Source organism: Bradyrhizobium centrosematis (genome assembly GCF_045571495.1).
In the GTDB taxonomy this organism is placed as follows: Bacteria; Pseudomonadota; Alphaproteobacteria; order Rhizobiales; family Xanthobacteraceae; genus Bradyrhizobium; species Bradyrhizobium centrosematis.
This window is the reverse complement of the sequence record NZ_CP120703.1, coordinates 1280329-1298277: the sequence shown is the minus strand read 5'-3', so window position 1 is coordinate 1298277 and position 17949 is coordinate 1280329. Positions and strand designations below refer to the sequence as shown.

Below are 17949 nucleotides of genomic sequence, written 5' to 3'. Positions count from 1 at the left end.
TCTCGGAGGATGTCCGCATGCTCGCGCCATCGGGCGAATTGCTGCGCGCCGGCCTGGCGCTGAAACTCAACCATGTCAAACGCGCCGCTCGATCCTATCTGCGCGACCAGACCAGCCAGGCAACCGGCAAGGTGACGTCGTATGCGGTGGCCGGCGGGTTGTTCGCGGTCGCGGGTCTGCTCGTCATGGCGGCCTTCTTCGTCGGATTGATCGCCCTGTACCGCTTTGTCGCCATCACCCACGGGCAGTTCTGGGGGTTCGGTGCCGTCGGCGGATTGCTGCTGGTGCTGGCGGCGGTCTGCGCCGGCGTGGCTATGGCGCAGATGAAGCGCAAGGCCAAGCCGGTCGTGCCACTTGCCAGCCGGCTGCGTGTTGCGATCGCAACCCCGCGGATTCCGCGTGGAACGGTCAAAGAAGCCGTGAAGGAGGTCGCGACCACGATTCCGCTTGCGCCGCTCGCGCCTGGCGAGCGCCGCCATGGGGCGACAGCTTGGCCTGTGCGCGGCAACCGACCCGTGCAGCTTGGCCTGATGCTCGCCGCGATCGGATTGGCGGGGTTCACGGCGGCGCGCCGCAGGCGTCACGGCCACAGATTGGACGCCTAAATGCTGATGCGGCGCACCGAACAGATCGACTCCTGGCTGCTGGTGGCGGCGACGGCCGTCTTCGTGTTGACGGCAGAGCGCTATTTTCAGGACAGGGACCTGGACCCATCGGGGCCACCGCCGGACCATCGCAAAGCCGAGGCGAATTCACCGGAAACGCACCCCGCGCGCGCCGCCGCGCAGTCCGGCCATGGCCGCCGCGCCAAGACCCCGTTCGAGATCCCCTGGAAGGGCTGGAAGGATATCTTCTGGCGGACCTATCAGCGCATCGATGAGGATCGCCTGCTTGCGACCGCGGGCGGCGTCGTGTTCTTCGGGCTGCTTGCGATCTTTCCCGCGGTTACGGCGCTGGTCTCGTCCTATGGTCTGTTCGCCGATCCCAAGACAATCAGCGCCAATCTCCAGACGCTCGCGACGATGCTGCCCGAGGGCTCGTTCCAAATCGTCGAGGAGCAGGTGGCGCGCGTGGTCTCGCATGGCAATACCACGCTCGGTGCCACGTTCCTGCTCGGCCTTCTGCTGGCGATCTGGAGCGCCAATGCCGGCGTCAAGGCGATCTTCGATGCGCTCAATGTCGCTTATGAGGAGCGCGAGAAGCGCAGCTTCATCAAGCTCAACATGGTCTCGCTGGCCTTCACGGTCGGCGGCATCGTGGCACTGTTGGTGATGGTGGGCGTCGTCGTGGCGTTCCCGCTGGCGCTCAATCATCTCGGCATGGCGCCTGAAAGCAAGCTGATCGTGGCGCTGGCACGATGGCCGCTGATGTTCCTCATCCTGCTGGTGGCGCTTGCGATCCTCTACCGCTTCGCGCCCAGCCGCGATGCGCCCCGCTGGCAATGGCTGAGCCTCGGCGCGGTGATCGCCGCCGTCCTCTGGATCGCAGGCTCGGCGCTGCTCTCCTTGTATCTCTCGGAATTTGCCAACTACAATGCGACCTACGGCTCGCTTGGTGCGGCGATCGGCCTGATGATGTGGATGTGGATGTCCGCGATCGTTATCATGTTCGGCGCCGAGCTGAATTCGGAGATCGAACGGCAGACGCTGAGGGACACGACCGAGGGACAACCCAAGCCGCTCGGCACCCGAGAAGCCGTCTCGGCTGACACCGTCGGTGCCGCCGCGCCATTCTAGCCAATGACGACGATCGGGCCGAAACTCATCCGGCCCGATCGAGCCGCATCTCAGCGCTTGGTGATCACCGCTTCCAGATATTCGCTGTGCACGACGATGGTGCCGTCATCGGCATGGTTGTACTCACCGAGCAGCGCCAGGAGATCGCGCCGCAGCGCGGCCTGGCCGCTCTCGTCGAGCGCGGCAAACGCCTTCAGCGTCGGCCCGTAGAAGGTCTTGAAGACATCGAGCCAGTGCTCGGGCGAGCGATAGCGAAACACGAACATTCGCGGCTCGGCCGATATGTCCGAGGCCTGGCCTGCGAACATCTCCTCGAGCCGCGCCCGCGTGCCCCACAGCGCCGGAGACTTCACGCCGGCCGGCGGCGGCAGATGCTTGCCGATGGTCTTGAACAGCTGGCCGATGAAGCCCTGCGGGGTCCAGTTGGCGAGGCCGATCTTGCCGCCGGATTTGCAGACGCGGGCAAGCTCGGAGGCCGCCTTGTCCTGGTCCGGTGTGAACATCACGCCGAAGGTCGAGAGCACGACGTCGTAGCTCGCGTCCGCAAACGGCAGCGCTTCGGCATCAGCCTCGCGAAACTCGACCGTCAAATGGTCCGCCGCCGCACGCTCCTGTCCGCGCTTGAGCAGCGCCGGCACATAGTCGGTGGATGTGACGTCACACCAGCGCCGTGCCGCGGCCAGCGTCGCGTTGCCGTTGCCCGCGGCGACGTCCAGCACCTTGCTGCCGGCGCGTAGGTCCAGGGCTTCACAGAGTTGCTCGCCGACGATCTGCAATGTGGTGCCGACCACGGCATAGTCGCCGGAAGACCACGCGCCGTGCTGGCGCTGCTTGACGGCGGCGAGATCGGGCTCGGCGGGAGCCTGTTTGTGCGCGGCAGATGTCGACATGGCAATTCTCCGGGTTTGAAAACGCCGGGACGATAAGGCGCACGCGGCCCGCTGGCCTTGAGAGCGGCATTATTTTACGCTGAGAGCATCTTGATTTCCGAGCCGGACCCGAGGCTGGCGTGGCGTTTCATTTCGAGGATTTCGTGCTCGATGCCGAGCGGCGCGAATTGCGGCGCGCGAAGACGCTGATCGCGCTCGAGCCTCAGGTGTTTGATCTTCTGCTCCATCTCGTTCGCAACCGTGAACGCGTGGTGACGCGGGACAATCTGCTCGACGCGGTCTGGAACGGCCGCGTCGTCTCGGAATCGACGCTCACCAGCCGGATCAACGCCGCGCGGCGCGCGGTCGACGACAATGGCGGGGAGCAACGGCTGATCCGCACCATCGCGCGCAAGGGCGTCCGGTTTGTCGGCGAGGTCACCGAGCTCGCCGAGGCGGCGACGCCGGCAGCGGCGAGCCGGCCCGCCGCCGCTCCACCGGCAGGCTTGCCGCTGCCCGATCGGCCTGCCATCGCGGTGCTGCCATTCGTCAATATGAGCGGCGAGGCCGAGCAGGATTATTTCTCCGACGGCATCAGCGAGGACATCATCACCGCGCTGTCGAAGCTGCGCTGGTTCTTCGTGATCGCGCGCAACTCCTCGTTCATCTACAAGGGCCGCGCGGTTCATCTGCGTGAGATCGCCGAGGAGCTCGGCGTTCGTTACGTGGTCGAGGGCAGCGTCCGCAAGGACGGTGACCGCGTGCGCATCACCGCGCAGCTGAACGATGTCGCCACCGGCAGTCATCTCTGGGCCGAACGCTACGATCGCGAGCTTGCCGACGTCTTTGCCGTGCAGGACGAGATCACCGAAGCGATCGTCGCGGCGATCGAGCCGCAGCTCTATGCAGCGGAGAGCTTTCGCGCCCAACGCAAGCCGCCGGACAGCATGGATGCCTGGGACCTCGTGATGCGAGCGCTGTCGCATTACTGGCGTGTGACCCGGCAGGACCATGTCGTCGCGCAGGCCCTGCTCGAAAAGGCCATCGCGCTCGACCCGAACTACGGCAAGGCGCTCGGGCTGCTCGGCACCAGCTACATGTTCACGGCACATATGGGCTGGATGGACATGGCGAGCGCAATCACTAGCGCCGAACGCGCCGCGCGGGCCGCCATCCGCGCCGACAACGAGGACGCCTGGGCTCACAACGCGCTCGGCCACGTCAATTTGTTTGCACGCCGGTTCGAGGATTCTCTGGCCGAATTCGAGACCGCACTGCGGCTCAATCCGAATTTCGCCCTGGCGCAGGGTTATTATGGTCTGGCGCTCGGCTATTGCGGCCGCTGGCGCGATGCCGACGAGGCCGCGCGGCGGGCGATCCGCCTCAGCCCGCGCGATCCCTATGCCCCCGTTTATTTCGGTATCGCGGCCTATGCCCGCTTCCTCGGCGGCGATGACACGGAGGCGATCCGCCTCGCCCAGGAAGCCCTGCGCCAGCGCAGCGATTTCGTCGGCGCGCATCGGGTGCTGACGGCGGCAGCCGGCATGGCCGGGCAGATGGATCTCGCCCACGCGGCACTGAAGGAGCTCCGCCGTGCCCAGCCGAACATCTCGCTCGCCTGGCTCGGCGAGTTCATGCCGGTCAAGCTTGCAAGCGACCGCGAACGCTACCTCGAAGGCTTCCGCCGGGCCGGATTGACTTGAGCCTCGGCGAGGCCGCTATCCCCTCGAATCAACAATGATGTTAAGCTCATGCGGCTTGGGGGAGCATGCGGCGGGACGCAATCGTGATGCGGCCCGTGTTTTCCCGGGTGAGACAGTCAGCTCTTGAGGCATAACGCGCGACATGATTCGCATTTCGACGATCTTCATCGCCATCTGCATGGTTCTGGTCGCAGCCTCGCTCGGGCTTGTCCTTTACGCCGTCGCCGGCATCAGCGGAACCGAATCCGCGATCGTGGCGCTGACCGCGCTGACCTTCCTGATCCTCTACAACGCGGTGTCGATGCGGCTGCGTGACCGCAGCGACGTCGGCGGCCAGATCGCCGATCTGTCGCGGGGCACCGCCGACCTCGCGCGCCAGGTGGCCGAGTTCGGCCGCCGGTTGGCCGCGATCGAGGGCCGCATCGCCTCGTCCAATTCGACCAACTCGGACCGCATCCAGTCGGTGGTCGGCGAGATCAACGAGCTCGGCGGATTGGTCAGGCAGCTCGCCACCACCGTGTCGGCTCACGAAGACCTCTTGGCCGGCGCCGCGCCGACGCCCGCTCCGGTCGTCCCATCCGAGCCTGAGGCCCCGGTCGATCTGGCGGCGCCGTTCGAGGACCGACCGGTCGCCCCTGCCTCGCCCTCCGCAGCACCTCCGCCCCCGGTGGCGCGGCCGGCGCCGGCGGTCCAGGCTAAGACCGCGAACCCGATTCAGACCGCCGCCGGACGCAACCAGACTCAGTTGCTGGCGACGCTGCGCAACGCCATCGACGAGAATCGCGTCGACATCTTCCTGCAGCCGATGGTGACCTTGCCGCAGCGCAAGGTGCGGTTCTATGAGGCGGTGACGCGCGTGCGCGACGAGCGCGATCAGCTGATCGCAGCCGAGGAGTTCATCAGCATCGCGGAAGCTTCCGGGCTGATCGGGCGCATCGACAACATGGTGATGCTGCGCTGTGTGCAGGTGCTGCGACGCCTGATGGTGCGCAACAAGGACGTCGGCGTGTTCTGCAACGTCGCAGCTTCCACGCTCGGCAATTCCACCACCTTCGCGCAATGCCTCGACTTCCTCGAAGCCAACCGGGCGTTGGCGCCCTCGCTGGTGCTGGAGTTCAAGCAATCGACCTTCCGCAGTCTCGGCCCGGCCGAGACCGAGAATCTCGCCGCGCTCGCCCAGCGCGGCTTCCGCTTCTCGATCGACCATGTCACCGATCTCAGGATCGAGCCGCGCGAGCTCGCCGACCGCGGCGTGCGCTTCATCAAGGTGCCGGCAGCGCTGCTGCTCGACCCCAGGCAGGCCTCGACTTCCGACATCCACCCTTCCGATCTCTCCGACCTGCTGGGCCGCTTCGGCATCGACCTGATCGCAGAGCGGATCGAGGGCGAGCGCGCCGTGGTCGATCTGCTCGATTACGACGTGCGGTTCGGCCAGGGGTTCCTGTTCGCACCGCCCCGGCCATTGCGGCCAGAGGGGGCATCTGCTACCGGCGGGGCCGCGCCGAACCAGGCGCAGGACATTCAGGGACCCAATGGCTCCGGCACACAAAGCTCAGGCGCGACGTCTTCGGCGCCTCCGCCACAGCGTATCACCGGCAACGCGGCGCTCGCGCGCCGCATCTGACCGGCCGCACGTATCATGACCACGCTGCATTTCGCCGAAAGCCTGCGCGAGCTCGTGGGCGGCGTGGAGGTCGTGCTCAGCGACATCTGGGGCGTCGTGCATAACGGCCTCGAATCCTTCCCCGAGGCCTGCGAGGCCTTGCATACGTATCGCAGCCGCGGCGGTACGGTGATCCTGATCACCAACGCACCGCGGCCGGCCGACAGCGTGCAGCGGCAGTTGCGCAAGCTCGGCGTCGCCGACGAGACCTACGACGCGATCGTGTCGTCCGGAGACCTGACGCGGCTTTATGTCGCCGAGCATCCCGGCCGCAAGATGTTCTGGCTCGGCCCCGAGCGCGACAATTCGATCTATCGCGGCCTCGATGCGCGAACCGCACCACTGGAAGAAGCCGACTACATCGTCTGCACCGGCCTCTACGACGACGAGACCGAGACGGCCGAGGATTATCGCGGCATGATGCTGAAGGCGCGCGAGCGCAAGCTGACGCTGGTCTGCGCCAATCCCGATATCGTGGTGGAACGCGGCGACCGGTTGATCTATTGCGCCGGCGCCATCGCCGAGCTCTATCGCGAGCTCGGCGGCGAGGTGATCTTCTACGGCAAGCCGCACCGGCCGATCTATGAGCGCGCCATGATGCTCGCCGGTGAGCGCCAGGGCCACCAGATCGACCGGAAAAAGGTGCTGGCGATCGGGGATTCCGTCCGCACCGACTTAACGGGGGCCCGTGAATTCGGCATCGACTGCCTGTTCGTCACCCGCGGCATCCATGCCGAGGAGTTCGAGGGCCTCGACCAGCTCGACCCGGCGTCGGTGACGGAATTGTTCGGCCACCCGCCGAAGGCCTTGATGCGCGAATTGAAGTGGTAGTGATTTGATCGTCATTCCGGGGCGCGCGAAGCGCGAACCCGGAATCTCTAGATTCCGGGTTCGGTGCTGCGCACCGCCCCGGAATGACAGAAAAACGCAGAAAGCCCGGGACGTGCCCGGGCCTTCCGAATTCGCCTGATGGCTTCGAGCGCTCTTACGCGCTCGCCATGTCCGGGAAGACCGCCTCGATCTTGGTCTTCAGCGTCGCCGCATTGAACGGCTTGACGATGTAGTTGTTCACGCCGGCCTTCTTGGCCGCGATCACGTTCTCGGTCTTGGATTCCGCCGTGATCATGATGAAGGGCGTGGTAGCGAGGTTCGGATCCGCGCGCACTTCGCGCAGCAGGTCGTAACCCGTCATCGGCTCCATGTTCCAGTCGGAGATCACGAGTCCGTACTTCTTGCCGCGCATCTTGTTCAGCGCTGCCGAACCGTCGCTGGCATCATCGATGTTCTCGAAGCCAAGCTGCTTCAGCAGATTCCGGATGATACGGATCATGGTGCTGTAGTCATCCACCACCAGAACCGGCATCGACAAATCAACCGCCATCTCGACTCCCCCAACGCATACCCAGGAATATTACGATCGGACCGCCGGGCCGGAGCCCGCCTGTTCCAGATGCAAGGACTAGCACCAAGGCGTTAAACAGCGCGTTAATCGGGGGCGGCCCGAAAGAACTGAAATTGGGTTCGACAGGGTTGCCCCCCTTCCGCTTGACTTCGCCGGGCCGGTCACGCCACCGTCCCGGCCGGTCCCGCCGGTTCGAGAATTCCCCTGATGGCCCCGCATTTTACCGTTATCCGCGACACCACGCCGGTTTCCGCGATTCCAAGGGGCGCCGTGGTCGCCATGGGCAATTTCGACGGGGTCCATCTGGGTCACCGCGCCGTGATCGCCGCTGCCCTGGAAATGGGCCGGGCGCATGGCCGCCCTGCGCTGGCGCTGACCTTCGAGCCGCATCCGCGGCGGTTTTTCAGTCCCAATACCCCGCAATTCCGCCTGACGGACGAGCGCGCCAAGCTGCGGCTCTTGGCCGGCACCGGGCTCGCCGGCGCCGTGGTCATGACTTTCGACAAGGCGCGGGCCGGAACCAGTGCGCAAGATTTCATTCACCATGACCTGATCGGACGGCTCGGCGTCAGCGGGATCGCGGTCGGCTACGACTTCCATTTCGGCAAGGGGCGGGTCGGCTCCCCCAGTCTTCTGGTCAACGAGGCGCCCCGGCTCGGTATCGAGGTCGACGTGCAGCCGCATGTCGACATCGACGAGCGGCCGGTCTCCTCCAGCGCCATCCGGATTGCCCTCGCCGAGGGCCAGCTCGACGAAGCTACGACCATGCTTGGCGCGCCCTGGTTCGTCACCGGCGAGGTCATCCACGGCGAAAAGCGGGGCCGCGACCTCGGCTATCCCACCGCCAACATCCGCCTCGACGCCAATTGCGGCCTCAAGCACGGCATCTATGCGGTGCGGGTCGGCCGCGGCTCTCAGCGGCTGGACGGCGTGGCCAGCTTCGGCCGCCGCCCGACCTTCGACAATGGCGCCCCTCTGCTCGAGATCTTCCTGTTCGACTTCAAGGGCGACCTCTACGGGCAGGTGCTGGACTGCGCCTTCGTCGGGTTCATCCGCGAGGAGCTGAAATTCGATGGTCTAGAGGCCCTGATCCGGCAGATGGACGACGATTCCGCCCGCGCCCGTGCCATGCTGGCCGCCGCCCCGGGCGCGTTTCCGCGGCTCGGCGCCATCGATTGAGCCCCGAATCCGGCCTGCCCTAACCTTTGCGCTTCCCTTTTGCGCTTCTCTTTTGCGCTTCTCCTGGCCCCCTGCTATGGAGTGCCCATGTTTGCGCGGCGCATCATAGGGATTAGCGGCCCGGCTTCCGCCTGAGCCTGAAGGCTCGGCGCAAGACCGGGATTTCGTCGTTTCACCCCGCGATTCCGCATCGCTATCCGTTCCCGCGCCATTCCGAGCTAGTCAGCCTCATGTCCGAAAAGCCGCAAAAGTCCCAGAAGCCTGAAGTCAAAGACTATTCGAAGACCCTGTTCCTGCCGCAGACCGAATTCCCGATGCGCGCCGGCCTGCCGCAGCGCGAGCCGGAGATCCTCAAGCGCTGGTATGAGATCGGCCTCTACGAGAAGCTGCGCCAATCCGCGAAGGGCCGCGCCAAGTTCGTGCTGCATGACGGCCCGCCCTATGCCAACGGCAACATCCATATCGGCACGGCGCTGAACAAGATCCTCAAGGATCTCGTCACCAAGAGCCAGCAGATGCTCGGCTTCGATTCCAACTACGTGCCCGGCTGGGACTGCCACGGCCTGCCGATCGAGTGGAAGGTCGAGGAAGAGCATTATCGCAAGAAGGGCAAGCAGAAGCCCGACTTCCGCGACAGCGCCGCGATGATCGACTTCCGCCGGGAGTGCCGCGCCTACGCCACGCATTGGCTCGGCGTGCAGCGCGAGGAGTTCAAGCGCCTCGGCGTCATCGGCGATTGGGATCATCCCTATGCCACCATGAGCTATCCGGCCGAAGCCCAGATCGCGCGCGAGCTGATGAAGTTCGCCGCCAACGGCACGCTCTATCGCGGCTCCAAGCCGGTGATGTGGAGCGTGGTCGAGAAGACCGCGCTGGCCGAAGCCGAGGTGGAGTACGAGGACTACACCTCCGATACGGTGTGGGTGAAATTCCCGGTGACCTCGCCCGCGCATGGTGCACTCGCCTCCGCAAGCGTCGTGATCTGGACCACCACGCCCTGGACGCTGCCGGGCAATCGCGCCATCTCATTCTCGCCGAAAATCGCCTATGGCCTGTACAAGGTCACGGACGCACCCGCCGACAATTGGACCAAAACCGGCGATCTCCTGATCCTCGCCGACGCGCTCGCCGAAGAGGTCTTCAAGCAGGCGCGGGTGACTGGTTACGAGAAGGTCCGCGACGTCCCCGGCGATACCATGGACGCGATCGAATGCGCCCATCCGCTCAAGGGCCTTGCGGGCGGCTACGACTTCATCGTGCCGCTATTGCCCGGCGATCACGTCACCGACGACACCGGTACCGGCTTCGTGCACACCGCGCCCGGCCATGGCCGCGAGGACTTCGATGCCTGGATGGCACAGGCGCGCGACCTCGATGCGCGCGGCATCAACACGGCGATTCCCTATACCGTCGACGAGAACGGCGCCTACACCGATCATGCGCCGGGCTTTGCCGGCAAGCGCGTCATCAACGACAAGGGCGAGAAGGGCGACGCCAACGAGGCCGTGATCAAGGCGCTCGTCGAAAGAGGCATGCTGCTCGCGCGCGGCCGGTTCAAGCATCAATATCCGCACTCCTGGCGCTCCAAGAAGCCGGTAATCTTCCGCAACACGCCGCAATGGTTCATCGCGATGGACAAGGACGTGGCGCAGGGTGGCAAAGCCAAGAGCGGCGACACGCTGCGCGCCCGCGCGCTGCACGCGATCTCGGTGACGCAATGGGTTCCGCCGTCGGGCGAGAACCGCATCAACGGCATGATCGAGGCCCGCCCCGACTGGGTGATCTCGCGTCAGCGCGCCTGGGGCGTGCCGATCGCCGTGTTCGTGCGCGAGAAGGGCGACGGCTCTGCCGAGATCCTGCAGGACGAGGCCGTCAATACCCGGATCGGCGAAGCTTTTGAGAAGGAAGGCGCCGACGCCTGGTACGCGAAGGGAGCGCGTGAACGCTTCCTCGGGCCACGCGCGAGCGAGGACTGGCAGAAGGTCGACGACATTCTCGACGTCTGGTTCGATTCCGGCTCGACCCACGCTTTCGTGCTCGAAGATCCCGTGCAGTTTCCCGGGCTCGCCGGCATCAAGCGCAAGGTCGATGGCGGCGCCGACACGGTGATGTATCTGGAAGGCTCGGACCAGCATCGCGGCTGGTTCCACTCCTCGCTGCTTGAAAGCTGCGGCACGCGCGGTCGGGCTCCTTACGACATCGTGCTGACCCACGGCTTCACCCAGGCCGAGGACGGCCGCAAGATGTCGAAGTCACTCGGCAACACCATCGAGCCGCAGGCCGTCATCAAGGAATCCGGTGCCGACATTCTGCGGCTCTGGGTCGCCTCCTGCGACTACACGGACGATCAGCGCATCGGTCCCGAAATCCTGAAGAACACCGTCGAGACCTACCGCAAGCTGCGCAACACGGTGCGCTGGATGCTCGGCACGCTGCATCATTACAAGCCGACGGAGGCGGTCGCGCCGGCCGATATGCCCGAGCTCGAGCGGCTGATGCTGCACGAGCTCGCGATGCGCGCCGCCGCCATCGACAAGGCCTATCGGGAGTTCGACTACAAGACCGTGGTCGCAACCCTCTCAGCCTTCTTGAACAGCGAGCTCTCGGCGTTCTATTTCGACATCCGCAAGGATACGCTGTATTGCGATCCGCCGTCCTCGCTGACGCGCAAGGCGGCGCTGACGACGATCGACCTGTTGTGCGCCTCGATCCTGAAATGGCTGGCGCCGATCCTCAGCTTCACTGCCGAGGAGGCGTGGCGCATGTACAGGCCAGACGCCGAACCGTCGGTGCATCTGACGCTATTCCCCGCCGATCTCGAAGCCCTGCGCGACGATAAGCTCGCCGCGAAATGGGAGACGATCCGCAATGTCCGCCGCGTCGTCACCGGCGCACTCGAGCTCGAACGCGCCGCCAAGAACATCGGCTCGTCGCTGGAGGCATCGCCGGTGATCTATGTCGCCGACCGCGCCATGCTGGCGACGCTGTTCGACGTCGATCTCGCCGAGATCTGCATCACCTCGAATTACGAGGTGCGTGAGGGCGAGGCGCCGGCTGCTGCGTTCCGTCTCGATGCCGTGCCCGGCGTCGCGGTCGTGGTGGAGAAGGCCGTCGGCACCAAATGCGCCCGCTCCTGGAAGATCTCGCCGCTGGTCGGCGAAGACGCCGAATATCCCGACGTCACCCCGCGCGATGCGAAGGCGCTGCGCGAATGGAAGGCGTTGGGAGTGGCGGTCTGACCCGCCAGCCATGACCCCGCTCCGCGTCGGCATCCTCACGGCCTTGGTCACCCTGGTGGCCGACCAGGCCTCGAAGCTCTGGCTGCTGAACGTGTTCGACATCGCCCGCCGCGGCGCGGTGAAGGTGACGCCGTTCTTCGACCTGGTGCTGGCCTGGAATATCGGCATCAGCTTCGGCTGGCTCCAGAACGACAGCCAGGCGGCGCAGCTCGCGCTGATGGCGGTCAAGGCCATCGCCGTGGTGGCGCTGGCGATCTGGATGGCCCGCTCGCACACCCGGCTGGCCACGGTCGCCCTCGGCCTGATCATCGGCGGGGCGATCGGCAACGGCATCGACCGCCTGGCCTATGGCGCGGTGGTCGATTTCGCCCTGTTCCACATCGAGATCGGCGGAAATACCTATAATTGGTATGTGTTTAACCTCGCGGATGTAGCCATCGTTGCTGGGGTGGCGGCGCTATTGTATGATTCCTTCCTGGGGATACCCGCCGCAAAAGCGCCCTGATCCCGGCCGATACGACCGGCAGGTGGAACCCCGGCTTTTGCGAGGGCTGAGCCGCGTTTGAGCGGCGATCTGCCACAATATGGAACAGGTACGGTAATGCGCAGCGCGAAGACCAGCGTTTCCATGGTTCGAGATCCCCGGTGGGGGCTTTGGCGGGCGTTGAAATTATCCGCTGCCGCGCTCGGCATCGGCCTCGTCCTGTCGGCTGGCGCGGCCCGCGCCGGTGATGACGACGATGACGATGACGGCATGACCTTCGAAGAGAAGATCATCGACAATCTGATGTCCGGCATCGGCGCCAAGAGCATGGAGAAGAGGGGCATCGAATACCGCGAGCGCTCGCCGCTGGTCGTGCCGCCCAAGCTCGATCTGCCGCCGCCTGCGACCGAAGCCAAGGCTGCGCCCAACTGGCCCAAGGACCCCGAGGAAAAGCGCCGCAAGGAAGCCATCGCCGCGCGCAAGAAGGCGACCAAGGAAACCGAGAACTGGCAGGCCGCCCGGCCGCTGACGCCCGCCGAGATGAAGGCCGGTCAGGTCGCCGCGGCCCCTCGTACCAGCAATGACCCGATCCAGCCGGGCACCAACGGCAATCCGTCGCTCAGCCCCGCCGAGCTCGGCTTCTCCGGCGGCCTGTGGAACATGATGAAGGGTGGCAACGCCACCGAAGAGAAGAAGTTCGTCAGCGAGCCGCCGCGCCAGTCGCTGGTCGAGCCGCCCCCGGGCTATCAGACGCCTTCGCCGAACTACGCCTATGGCGCCGGACCGGACAAGTCACGGCGGACCTATTTCGACATCATGTCGGGCAAGGACAAGGAACAATAACGTTCCAGTTCATTTGAAGCGGACCCGGCGTCTTGTGCACGCCGGCCGCGGCCAATAATTGCCTATCAGTAACTTGCCACCGCGTTGAGTTCTCTGCTTCGTGACGCGAAGCCTCAGCCGCACGGTGTAGCATGCCGTGCCTTCCGAGCCGGAAATCCGGACCTCGGCTTGTCAAAAGGATCATGATGTCCTCATACCGATCGGCTGCCTGCCTCTTTGCCGCGCTGCTTTCGACCAGCGTCCTCTCGGCCGGCGCGGCCGTTGCCCAGACCACCGTTACATCCGCCCCGCCCGCCAGTTTCACGCTCAGCAACGGCATGCAGGTCGTGGTGATCCCAGATCATCGCACGCCCGTGGTCACGGAGATGATCTGGTACAAGGTCGGCTCGGCCGATGAGACGCCCGGCAAGTCCGGGCTCGCGCACTTCCTCGAGCACCTGATGTTCAAGGGCACCTCGAAGCATCCGGTCGGCGAATTCTCCCAGACCGTGCTGCGCGTCGGCGGCAACGAGAACGCCTCGACCTCGGTCGACTACACCAACTACTACCAGCGGGTGCCGAAAGAGCAGCTGCCGACCATGATGGAGTTCGAGGCCGACCGCATGGCCGGCCTCGTGCTCAAGGACGAGAACGTGCTGCCCGAGCGCGACGTCGTGCTCGAAGAGTACAACATGCGCGTCGCCAACAATCCGGACGCGCGGTTGAACGAGCAGATCATGGCCACGCTCTATCTCAATCATCCCTATGGCCGCCCCGTGATCGGCTGGCACCAGGAGATCGAGAAGCTCGATCGCGAGGATGCGCTCGCCTTCTACCGCCGCTTCTACGCGCCCAACAACGCGATCCTGGTCATTGCCGGCGACGTCGACGCCGCCGACATCCGCCCGCTGGTCGAGCGCAATTTCGGCTCGATCCCAGCCCAGCCCGCGATTCCGGCGCGGCGTGTCCGCCCGCAGGAGCCGGAGCCGGCCGCGCCGCGCACCGTGACGCTCGCCGATCCGCGCGTCGAGCAGCCGAACATGCGGCGCTATTATCTCGTGCCCTCTGCAACGACCGCTGCAGCCGGCGAGAGCGCGGCACTGGACGTGCTGGCGCAGCTGATGGGCAGCGGCAACAACTCCTATCTCTACCGCGCGCTCGTGGTCGACAAGCCGCTCGCGGTCTCCGCCAGCGCCAGCTATTCGAGCATCTCGCTCGACCCGACCCAGTTCGCGATCTCGGCCGCACCGAAGCCCGGCGTCAGCTTTGCCGAGGTCGAGCAGGCGGTCGACGCCGTCATCGCCAATGTCGCGCAGAACCCGATCCGCGCCGAGGATCTGGAGCGCGTCAAGACCCAGCTTATCGCAGAAGCGATCTACGCCCAGGACAACCAGGCGGTGCTGGCGCGCTGGTATGGCGGCGCGCTGACCACCGGCCTGTCGATCGAGGACATCCGGAGCTGGCCCGACCGCATCCGCGCGGTCACCGCCGAGCAGGTCCGCGCCGCAGCTCAGAAATGGCTCGAGAAGAAACGCTCGGTGACGGGCTATCTGATCAAGGACATCGCGGCGACCAAGCGCGAGGAGAAGCGTTCGTGACCTATCCCTTCCTTCGACGCGTTGCATTCTCGCTTGCCACTGGCGCGGCGCTCGCGCTCGCTACCGTCACCCCGTCGCAGGCCGCGGCCAAGATCCAGCGCCTAGTCTCGCCCGGCGGCATCGAGGCCTGGTTCGTGCAGGACGCGACCGTGCCGCTGATCGCCATGGAATATTCGTTCGCCGGCGGCTCGGCCCAGGATCCCAAGGACAAGTCGGGCGTCGCCAATCTGGTCGGCGACCTCCTCGACGAGGGCTCCGGCGATCTCGATTCCAAGACCTTCCACGAGCGGCTCGACCGCCGCGCCATCGAGCTGTCCTTCAGCGCCACCCGCGACACCTTCCGCGGCAGCCTGCGCATGCTGCGCGACAACAAGGACGAAGCCTTCGACCTGCTCAGGAGCGCGCTGACCTCGCCGCATTTCGACGCCGCCGACGTCGAGCGCATCCGCTCGCAGGTCATCTCGGGCCTGCGCCGCGAGACCACCAACCCGACCTCGCTGGCGAGCCGCAAGTTCCTCGAAGTCGCCTTCGGCGATCACCCCTATGGCCGGCAGACCAACGGCAACCTCGACAGCGTGCCGACCATCACGGTCGCCGACATGAAGGACTATGTCGGCCGCGTGCTGGCGAAGGACGGGCTGAAGGTCGCTGTCGTCGGCGACGTCGATCCGGCGACGCTCGGCAAGCTGCTCGACCACACGTTCGGCAGCCTGCCCGCCAAGGCCAATCTGACGCCAGTCCCCGACATCGACGCCGCAAAGCCGCCGCAACGCGCCTTCGTGACCCTCGATGTGCCGCAGACCGTGATCACCTTCGGCGGCCCCGGGGTGAAGCGCAGCGATCCCAATTTCATGGCGGCCTATGTCGTCAACCACATACTCGGCGGCGGCGGACTATCCTCGCGGCTCTATCGCGAGGTCCGCGAGAAGCGCGGGCTGGCCTATTCGGTGTTCGAATCGCTGCTCTGGATGGAGCATTCGGCGGTGTTCATCGGCAACACCGGGACGCGTGCCGACCGCGCCGGCGACACCATCGATGCGATCGAGAAGGAAGTGCGCCGCATCGCCGAGGAGGGCCCGACGCAGAAGGAGCTCGACGAGGCCAAGTCTTACCTCAAGGGCTCGCAGATGCTGGCGCTCGACACCTCCTCCAAGCTGGCCCAGGCGCTGCTGCAATACCAGCAGGACAAGCTGCCGATCGACTATATCGAGAAGCGCAACGCCATCGTCGATGCCGTGACGCTGGACGACGCCAAGGCCGCCGCCCAGCGCCTCTGGGGCCAGGGCCTCCTGACCGTCGTCGTCGGCCGCACCCCGCAGGCCGCGGCACAGCCGGCGGCACCCGCGACGAAGCCGAATTGAACCGACCTGTCATTCCGGGGCGATGCAGAACATCGAGCCCGGAATCTCGAGATTCTCTGGTGCGCAAGGGCGCACCAGAGTTCGCCCTCGGCGGCCCGGAATGACGACCCCCGTCCAAAACCGCTATTATGCGCACCCGAATCTCTTTCTGGTGCCATCATGCTGCGGATATCCCGCGATCTCGTCATCGACGAGGACGACATCGAGATCGGCTTTGTCCGTGCCTCCGGCCCGGGTGGGCAGAACGTCAACAAGGTCGCGACCTCGGCACAGCTGCGCTTCGACACGCGCAAGCTGACCCTGCCGGAGGACGCGACGATCCGGCTCGACCGCATCGCCGGCCAGCGCATGACCAAGGACGGCGTCATCGTGATCCAGGCGCAGCGCTTCCGCACCCAGGAGCGCAACCGGCAGGACGCCATCGACCGCCTCGTCGAGATGCTCAAGGAGGCCATGGTGCGGCCGACACCGCGCCGCGCAACGCGGCCGACCTTCGCCTCCAAGCAGCGCCGGCTGGAAGGCAAGAAGCGCCGTAGCGACATCAAGGCCGGACGCGGCGGCCGCTTCGACGACTGACAGACGCAGCCGAAGAACTCCGGCCGCAGAGCGACCGGAGTTTTGTCGTTTCGCCCGAGACTAAAGCGCGATGAGATTTAGATGAATCGTCATCGCTCTTCAGGTTGTCGTTTGCGCATGATCATTCCGGAAAGCCGCGTCGCACCTTGCGCTAACGCGGCCCTCCGGGTCCGGATCATGCCTTAGTAGCGCTTGGACGGGGCCGCGCCGCCCGTCGCGGCATCGTCGGCGGTCCCCTTGTGCGCCGCGCTGCCCGTGGTGCCGACCGTGCCCCTGGTGCCTTTGGTCGACTTCATGCCGGTCTTCTCGCCAGCTGCGCCCGGCTGAGCATTCATCTCCTCGTCGTCGCTGCCCATGGTGCTGCCTTGCACGGGTTTGCCTTGCACGGTGCCGCCTGGCTTGGCGGTGGGGGGCGCGCTTTGCGCGAGGACGGGTGTCGCAATGAGGGCCGACAGAGCGCAGGCGATCATCGAGGTCTTCACCAGCTTCATCCATTTCTCCTGGATTGTTTCGCGATGAATGGTTCGGCGGCTCGTTGCGCCGCTCGTCTGCACCGGACCATTGCATCGCGTAAAGAGTTCAAGCGGCGCGACGTCATGCAATGCGCATCGTGTGGTGATCGTTTAGGGATTTGACGGCGGTTTCGCGGAATTGTGCTCCGCATATAAGGCGGCCTGGAACACCACCGCCCCCATGACCATCTCTGCGCGCGGCAAAATAGCCCGCTACTACCACCGCCCATCCGGCGCCGCTTAGAGTTTGCGCACTCTGGTCTTGATGTGAACGGGCGGCTCCTTGACGATGCGCGCGATCGTGCTGGGATTGTGCACCGCGATGGTGCTGGCGGTGCGGATAGGCAGGCCAAGCCGGAGACCCGCGCTGCGATCATCACCTATCTGAAGGAGCAGAACTGAATGGCAAAGCCCGTTCATTCCATGATCCGCGTGCGCGACGAGGCGCGCTCGCTCGACTTCTACAGGCGCGCCTTCGGCCTCGAAGTGTCCGACCATCTGAAATTCGCGGACTTCGCCCTGATCTATCTGCGTCACCCCTCCTCACCTTTCGAGGTCGAGCTAACCGTGAATTTCGACCGCAAGGAGCCCTACACGCTCGGCGACGGCTACGGCCACCTCGCCGTGGTGGTCGAGGATCTCGACGCCGAACATGCCCGGTTCGAACGCGAGCAGCTGGCACCTGGCCCCTTGCGCGACTTCAAGCACGACGGCAGGACGCTGGCGCGCTTCTTCTTCGTCAGCGACCCCGACGGCTACAAGATCGAGGTGATCCAGCGGGGCGGACGTTTCAACTGATCCGATC

General features: G+C 65.5%; 16 protein-coding genes. 13 read left to right on the top strand and 3 right to left on the bottom strand.

The window, feature by feature from the left end:
- The first annotated feature begins 17 nt into the window (after positions 1–17).
- The gene (locus P6U31_RS06175) at positions 18–605 is read left to right on the top strand and encodes a phage holin family protein (RefSeq protein ID WP_407187352.1); all 588 of its coding nucleotides are present in this window, start codon (positions 18–20) and stop codon (positions 603–605) included.
- Positions 606–1736 carry a YihY/virulence factor BrkB family protein gene (locus P6U31_RS06170; RefSeq protein WP_407187351.1) on the top strand — a complete coding sequence of 377 codons (1131 nt, stop codon included), beginning with the start codon at positions 606–608 and terminating at the stop codon, positions 1734–1736.
- Between the two features lie 50 nt (positions 1737–1786).
- Here P6U31_RS06170 and P6U31_RS06165 read toward each other — a convergent pair whose 3' ends face one another.
- Positions 1787–2626, bottom strand: a complete 840-nt coding sequence (locus P6U31_RS06165; RefSeq protein ID WP_407187350.1) for a class I SAM-dependent methyltransferase — start codon at positions 2624–2626, stop codon at positions 1787–1789.
- A 119-nt stretch (positions 2627–2745) separates the two neighbouring features.
- On the opposite strand from P6U31_RS06165, the gene P6U31_RS06160 reads away from it, so the two are divergent.
- The 3 genes from P6U31_RS06160 (at position 2746) to P6U31_RS06150 (ending at position 6802) form a co-directional block, all read left to right on the top strand.
- Positions 2746–4308 carry a winged helix-turn-helix domain-containing tetratricopeptide repeat protein gene (locus P6U31_RS06160; RefSeq protein ID WP_407187349.1) on the top strand — a complete coding sequence of 521 codons (1563 nt, stop codon included), beginning with the start codon at positions 2746–2748 and terminating at the stop codon, positions 4306–4308.
- A gap of 142 nt (positions 4309–4450) precedes the next feature.
- Complete coding sequence (locus tag P6U31_RS06155) at positions 4451–5932, top strand: EAL domain-containing protein (protein WP_407187348.1); 1482 nt, start codon at positions 4451–4453, stop codon at positions 5930–5932.
- Positions 5933–5947: 15 nt separating this feature from the next.
- Positions 5948–6802: a TIGR01459 family HAD-type hydrolase gene (locus P6U31_RS06150; RefSeq protein ID WP_407187347.1), complete on the top strand. Its 855-nt coding sequence runs from the start codon at positions 5948–5950 to the stop codon at positions 6800–6802.
- Positions 6803–6956: 154 nt separating this feature from the next.
- Here the strand turns inward: P6U31_RS06150 and P6U31_RS06145 are convergent, their stop codons facing one another.
- Positions 6957–7352 carry a response regulator gene (locus tag P6U31_RS06145; protein WP_008567674.1) on the bottom strand — a complete coding sequence of 132 codons (396 nt, stop codon included), beginning with the start codon at positions 7350–7352 and terminating at the stop codon, positions 6957–6959.
- Positions 7353–7580: 228 nt separating this feature from the next.
- Here P6U31_RS06145 and P6U31_RS06140 point away from each other — a divergent pair, with 228 nt between their 5' ends.
- The 7 genes from P6U31_RS06140 (at position 7581) to arfB (ending at position 16632) form a co-directional block, all read left to right on the top strand.
- Positions 7581–8552, top strand: a complete 972-nt coding sequence (locus tag P6U31_RS06140; protein ID WP_407187346.1) for a bifunctional riboflavin kinase/FAD synthetase — start codon at positions 7581–7583, stop codon at positions 8550–8552.
- 230 nt (positions 8553–8782) lie between these two features.
- Complete coding sequence (gene ileS / locus P6U31_RS06135) at positions 8783–11791, top strand: isoleucine--tRNA ligase (RefSeq protein ID WP_407187345.1); 3009 nt, start codon at positions 8783–8785, stop codon at positions 11789–11791.
- A 10-nt stretch (positions 11792–11801) separates the two neighbouring features.
- Positions 11802–12296, top strand: coding sequence for a signal peptidase II (lspA, locus tag P6U31_RS06130; protein WP_407187344.1), 495 nt, complete (start codon positions 11802–11804; stop codon positions 12294–12296).
- Positions 12297–12392: 96 nt separating this feature from the next.
- On the top strand, positions 12393–13118 hold the full coding sequence (locus P6U31_RS06125; protein WP_407187343.1) for a hypothetical protein: 726 nt from the start codon (positions 12393–12395) through the stop codon (positions 13116–13118).
- 182 nt (positions 13119–13300) lie between these two features.
- Positions 13301–14695, top strand: a complete 1395-nt coding sequence (locus P6U31_RS06120) for a M16 family metallopeptidase (protein ID WP_407187342.1) — start codon at positions 13301–13303, stop codon at positions 14693–14695.
- The gene (locus P6U31_RS06115) at positions 14692–16056 is read left to right on the top strand and encodes a M16 family metallopeptidase (RefSeq protein WP_407187341.1); all 1365 of its coding nucleotides are present in this window, start codon (positions 14692–14694) and stop codon (positions 16054–16056) included. Before P6U31_RS06120 ends, P6U31_RS06115 begins: the two co-directional genes overlap by 4 nt.
- A 159-nt stretch (positions 16057–16215) precedes the next feature.
- Positions 16216–16632, top strand: a complete 417-nt coding sequence (gene arfB, locus P6U31_RS06110; protein WP_407187340.1) for an alternative ribosome rescue aminoacyl-tRNA hydrolase ArfB — start codon at positions 16216–16218, stop codon at positions 16630–16632.
- A gap of 182 nt (positions 16633–16814) precedes the next feature.
- On the opposite strand, the gene P6U31_RS06105 is transcribed toward arfB, so the two are convergent.
- Entirely contained in the window at positions 16815–17123 is a 309-nt protein-coding gene (locus tag P6U31_RS06105; RefSeq protein ID WP_407187339.1) for a hypothetical protein, read from the bottom strand.
- 423 nt (positions 17124–17546) lie between these two features.
- Here P6U31_RS06105 and P6U31_RS06100 point away from each other — a divergent pair, with 423 nt between their 5' ends.
- Complete coding sequence (locus tag P6U31_RS06100) at positions 17547–17942, top strand: VOC family protein (protein WP_407187338.1); 396 nt, start codon at positions 17547–17549, stop codon at positions 17940–17942.
- Positions 17943–17949: the final 7 nt, after the last annotated feature.

Bases quoted from the DNA above. Each gene is read 5' to 3' on its own strand.
- P6U31_RS06125 (WP_407187343.1), top strand. From the start codon at position 12,393: ATGCGCAGCGCGAAGACCAGCGTTTCCATGGTTCGAGATCCCCGGTGG.
- arfB (WP_407187340.1), top strand. From the start codon at position 16,216: ATGCTGCGGATATCCCGCGATCTCGTCATCGACGAGGACGACATCGAG.
- P6U31_RS06155 (WP_407187348.1), top strand. From the start codon at position 4,451: ATGATTCGCATTTCGACGATCTTCATCGCCATCTGCATGGTTCTGGTC.
- ileS (WP_407187345.1), top strand. From the start codon at position 8,783: ATGTCCGAAAAGCCGCAAAAGTCCCAGAAGCCTGAAGTCAAAGACTAT.
- P6U31_RS06140 (WP_407187346.1), top strand. From the start codon at position 7,581: ATGGCCCCGCATTTTACCGTTATCCGCGACACCACGCCGGTTTCCGCG.
- P6U31_RS06105 (WP_407187339.1), bottom strand. From the start codon at position 17,123: ATGAAGCTGGTGAAGACCTCGATGATCGCCTGCGCTCTGTCGGCCCTC.
- P6U31_RS06165 (WP_407187350.1), bottom strand. From the start codon at position 2,626: ATGTCGACATCTGCCGCGCACAAACAGGCTCCCGCCGAGCCCGATCTC.
- P6U31_RS06150 (WP_407187347.1), top strand. From the start codon at position 5,948: ATGACCACGCTGCATTTCGCCGAAAGCCTGCGCGAGCTCGTGGGCGGC.
- P6U31_RS06145 (WP_008567674.1), bottom strand. From the start codon at position 7,352: ATGGCGGTTGATTTGTCGATGCCGGTTCTGGTGGTGGATGACTACAGC.
- P6U31_RS06100 (WP_407187338.1), top strand. From the start codon at position 17,547: ATGGCAAAGCCCGTTCATTCCATGATCCGCGTGCGCGACGAGGCGCGC.
- P6U31_RS06170 (WP_407187351.1), top strand. From the start codon at position 606: ATGCTGATGCGGCGCACCGAACAGATCGACTCCTGGCTGCTGGTGGCG.
- P6U31_RS06175 (WP_407187352.1), top strand. From the start codon at position 18: ATGCTCGCGCCATCGGGCGAATTGCTGCGCGCCGGCCTGGCGCTGAAA.
- lspA (WP_407187344.1), top strand. From the start codon at position 11,802: ATGACCCCGCTCCGCGTCGGCATCCTCACGGCCTTGGTCACCCTGGTG.
- P6U31_RS06120 (WP_407187342.1), top strand. From the start codon at position 13,301: ATGATGTCCTCATACCGATCGGCTGCCTGCCTCTTTGCCGCGCTGCTT.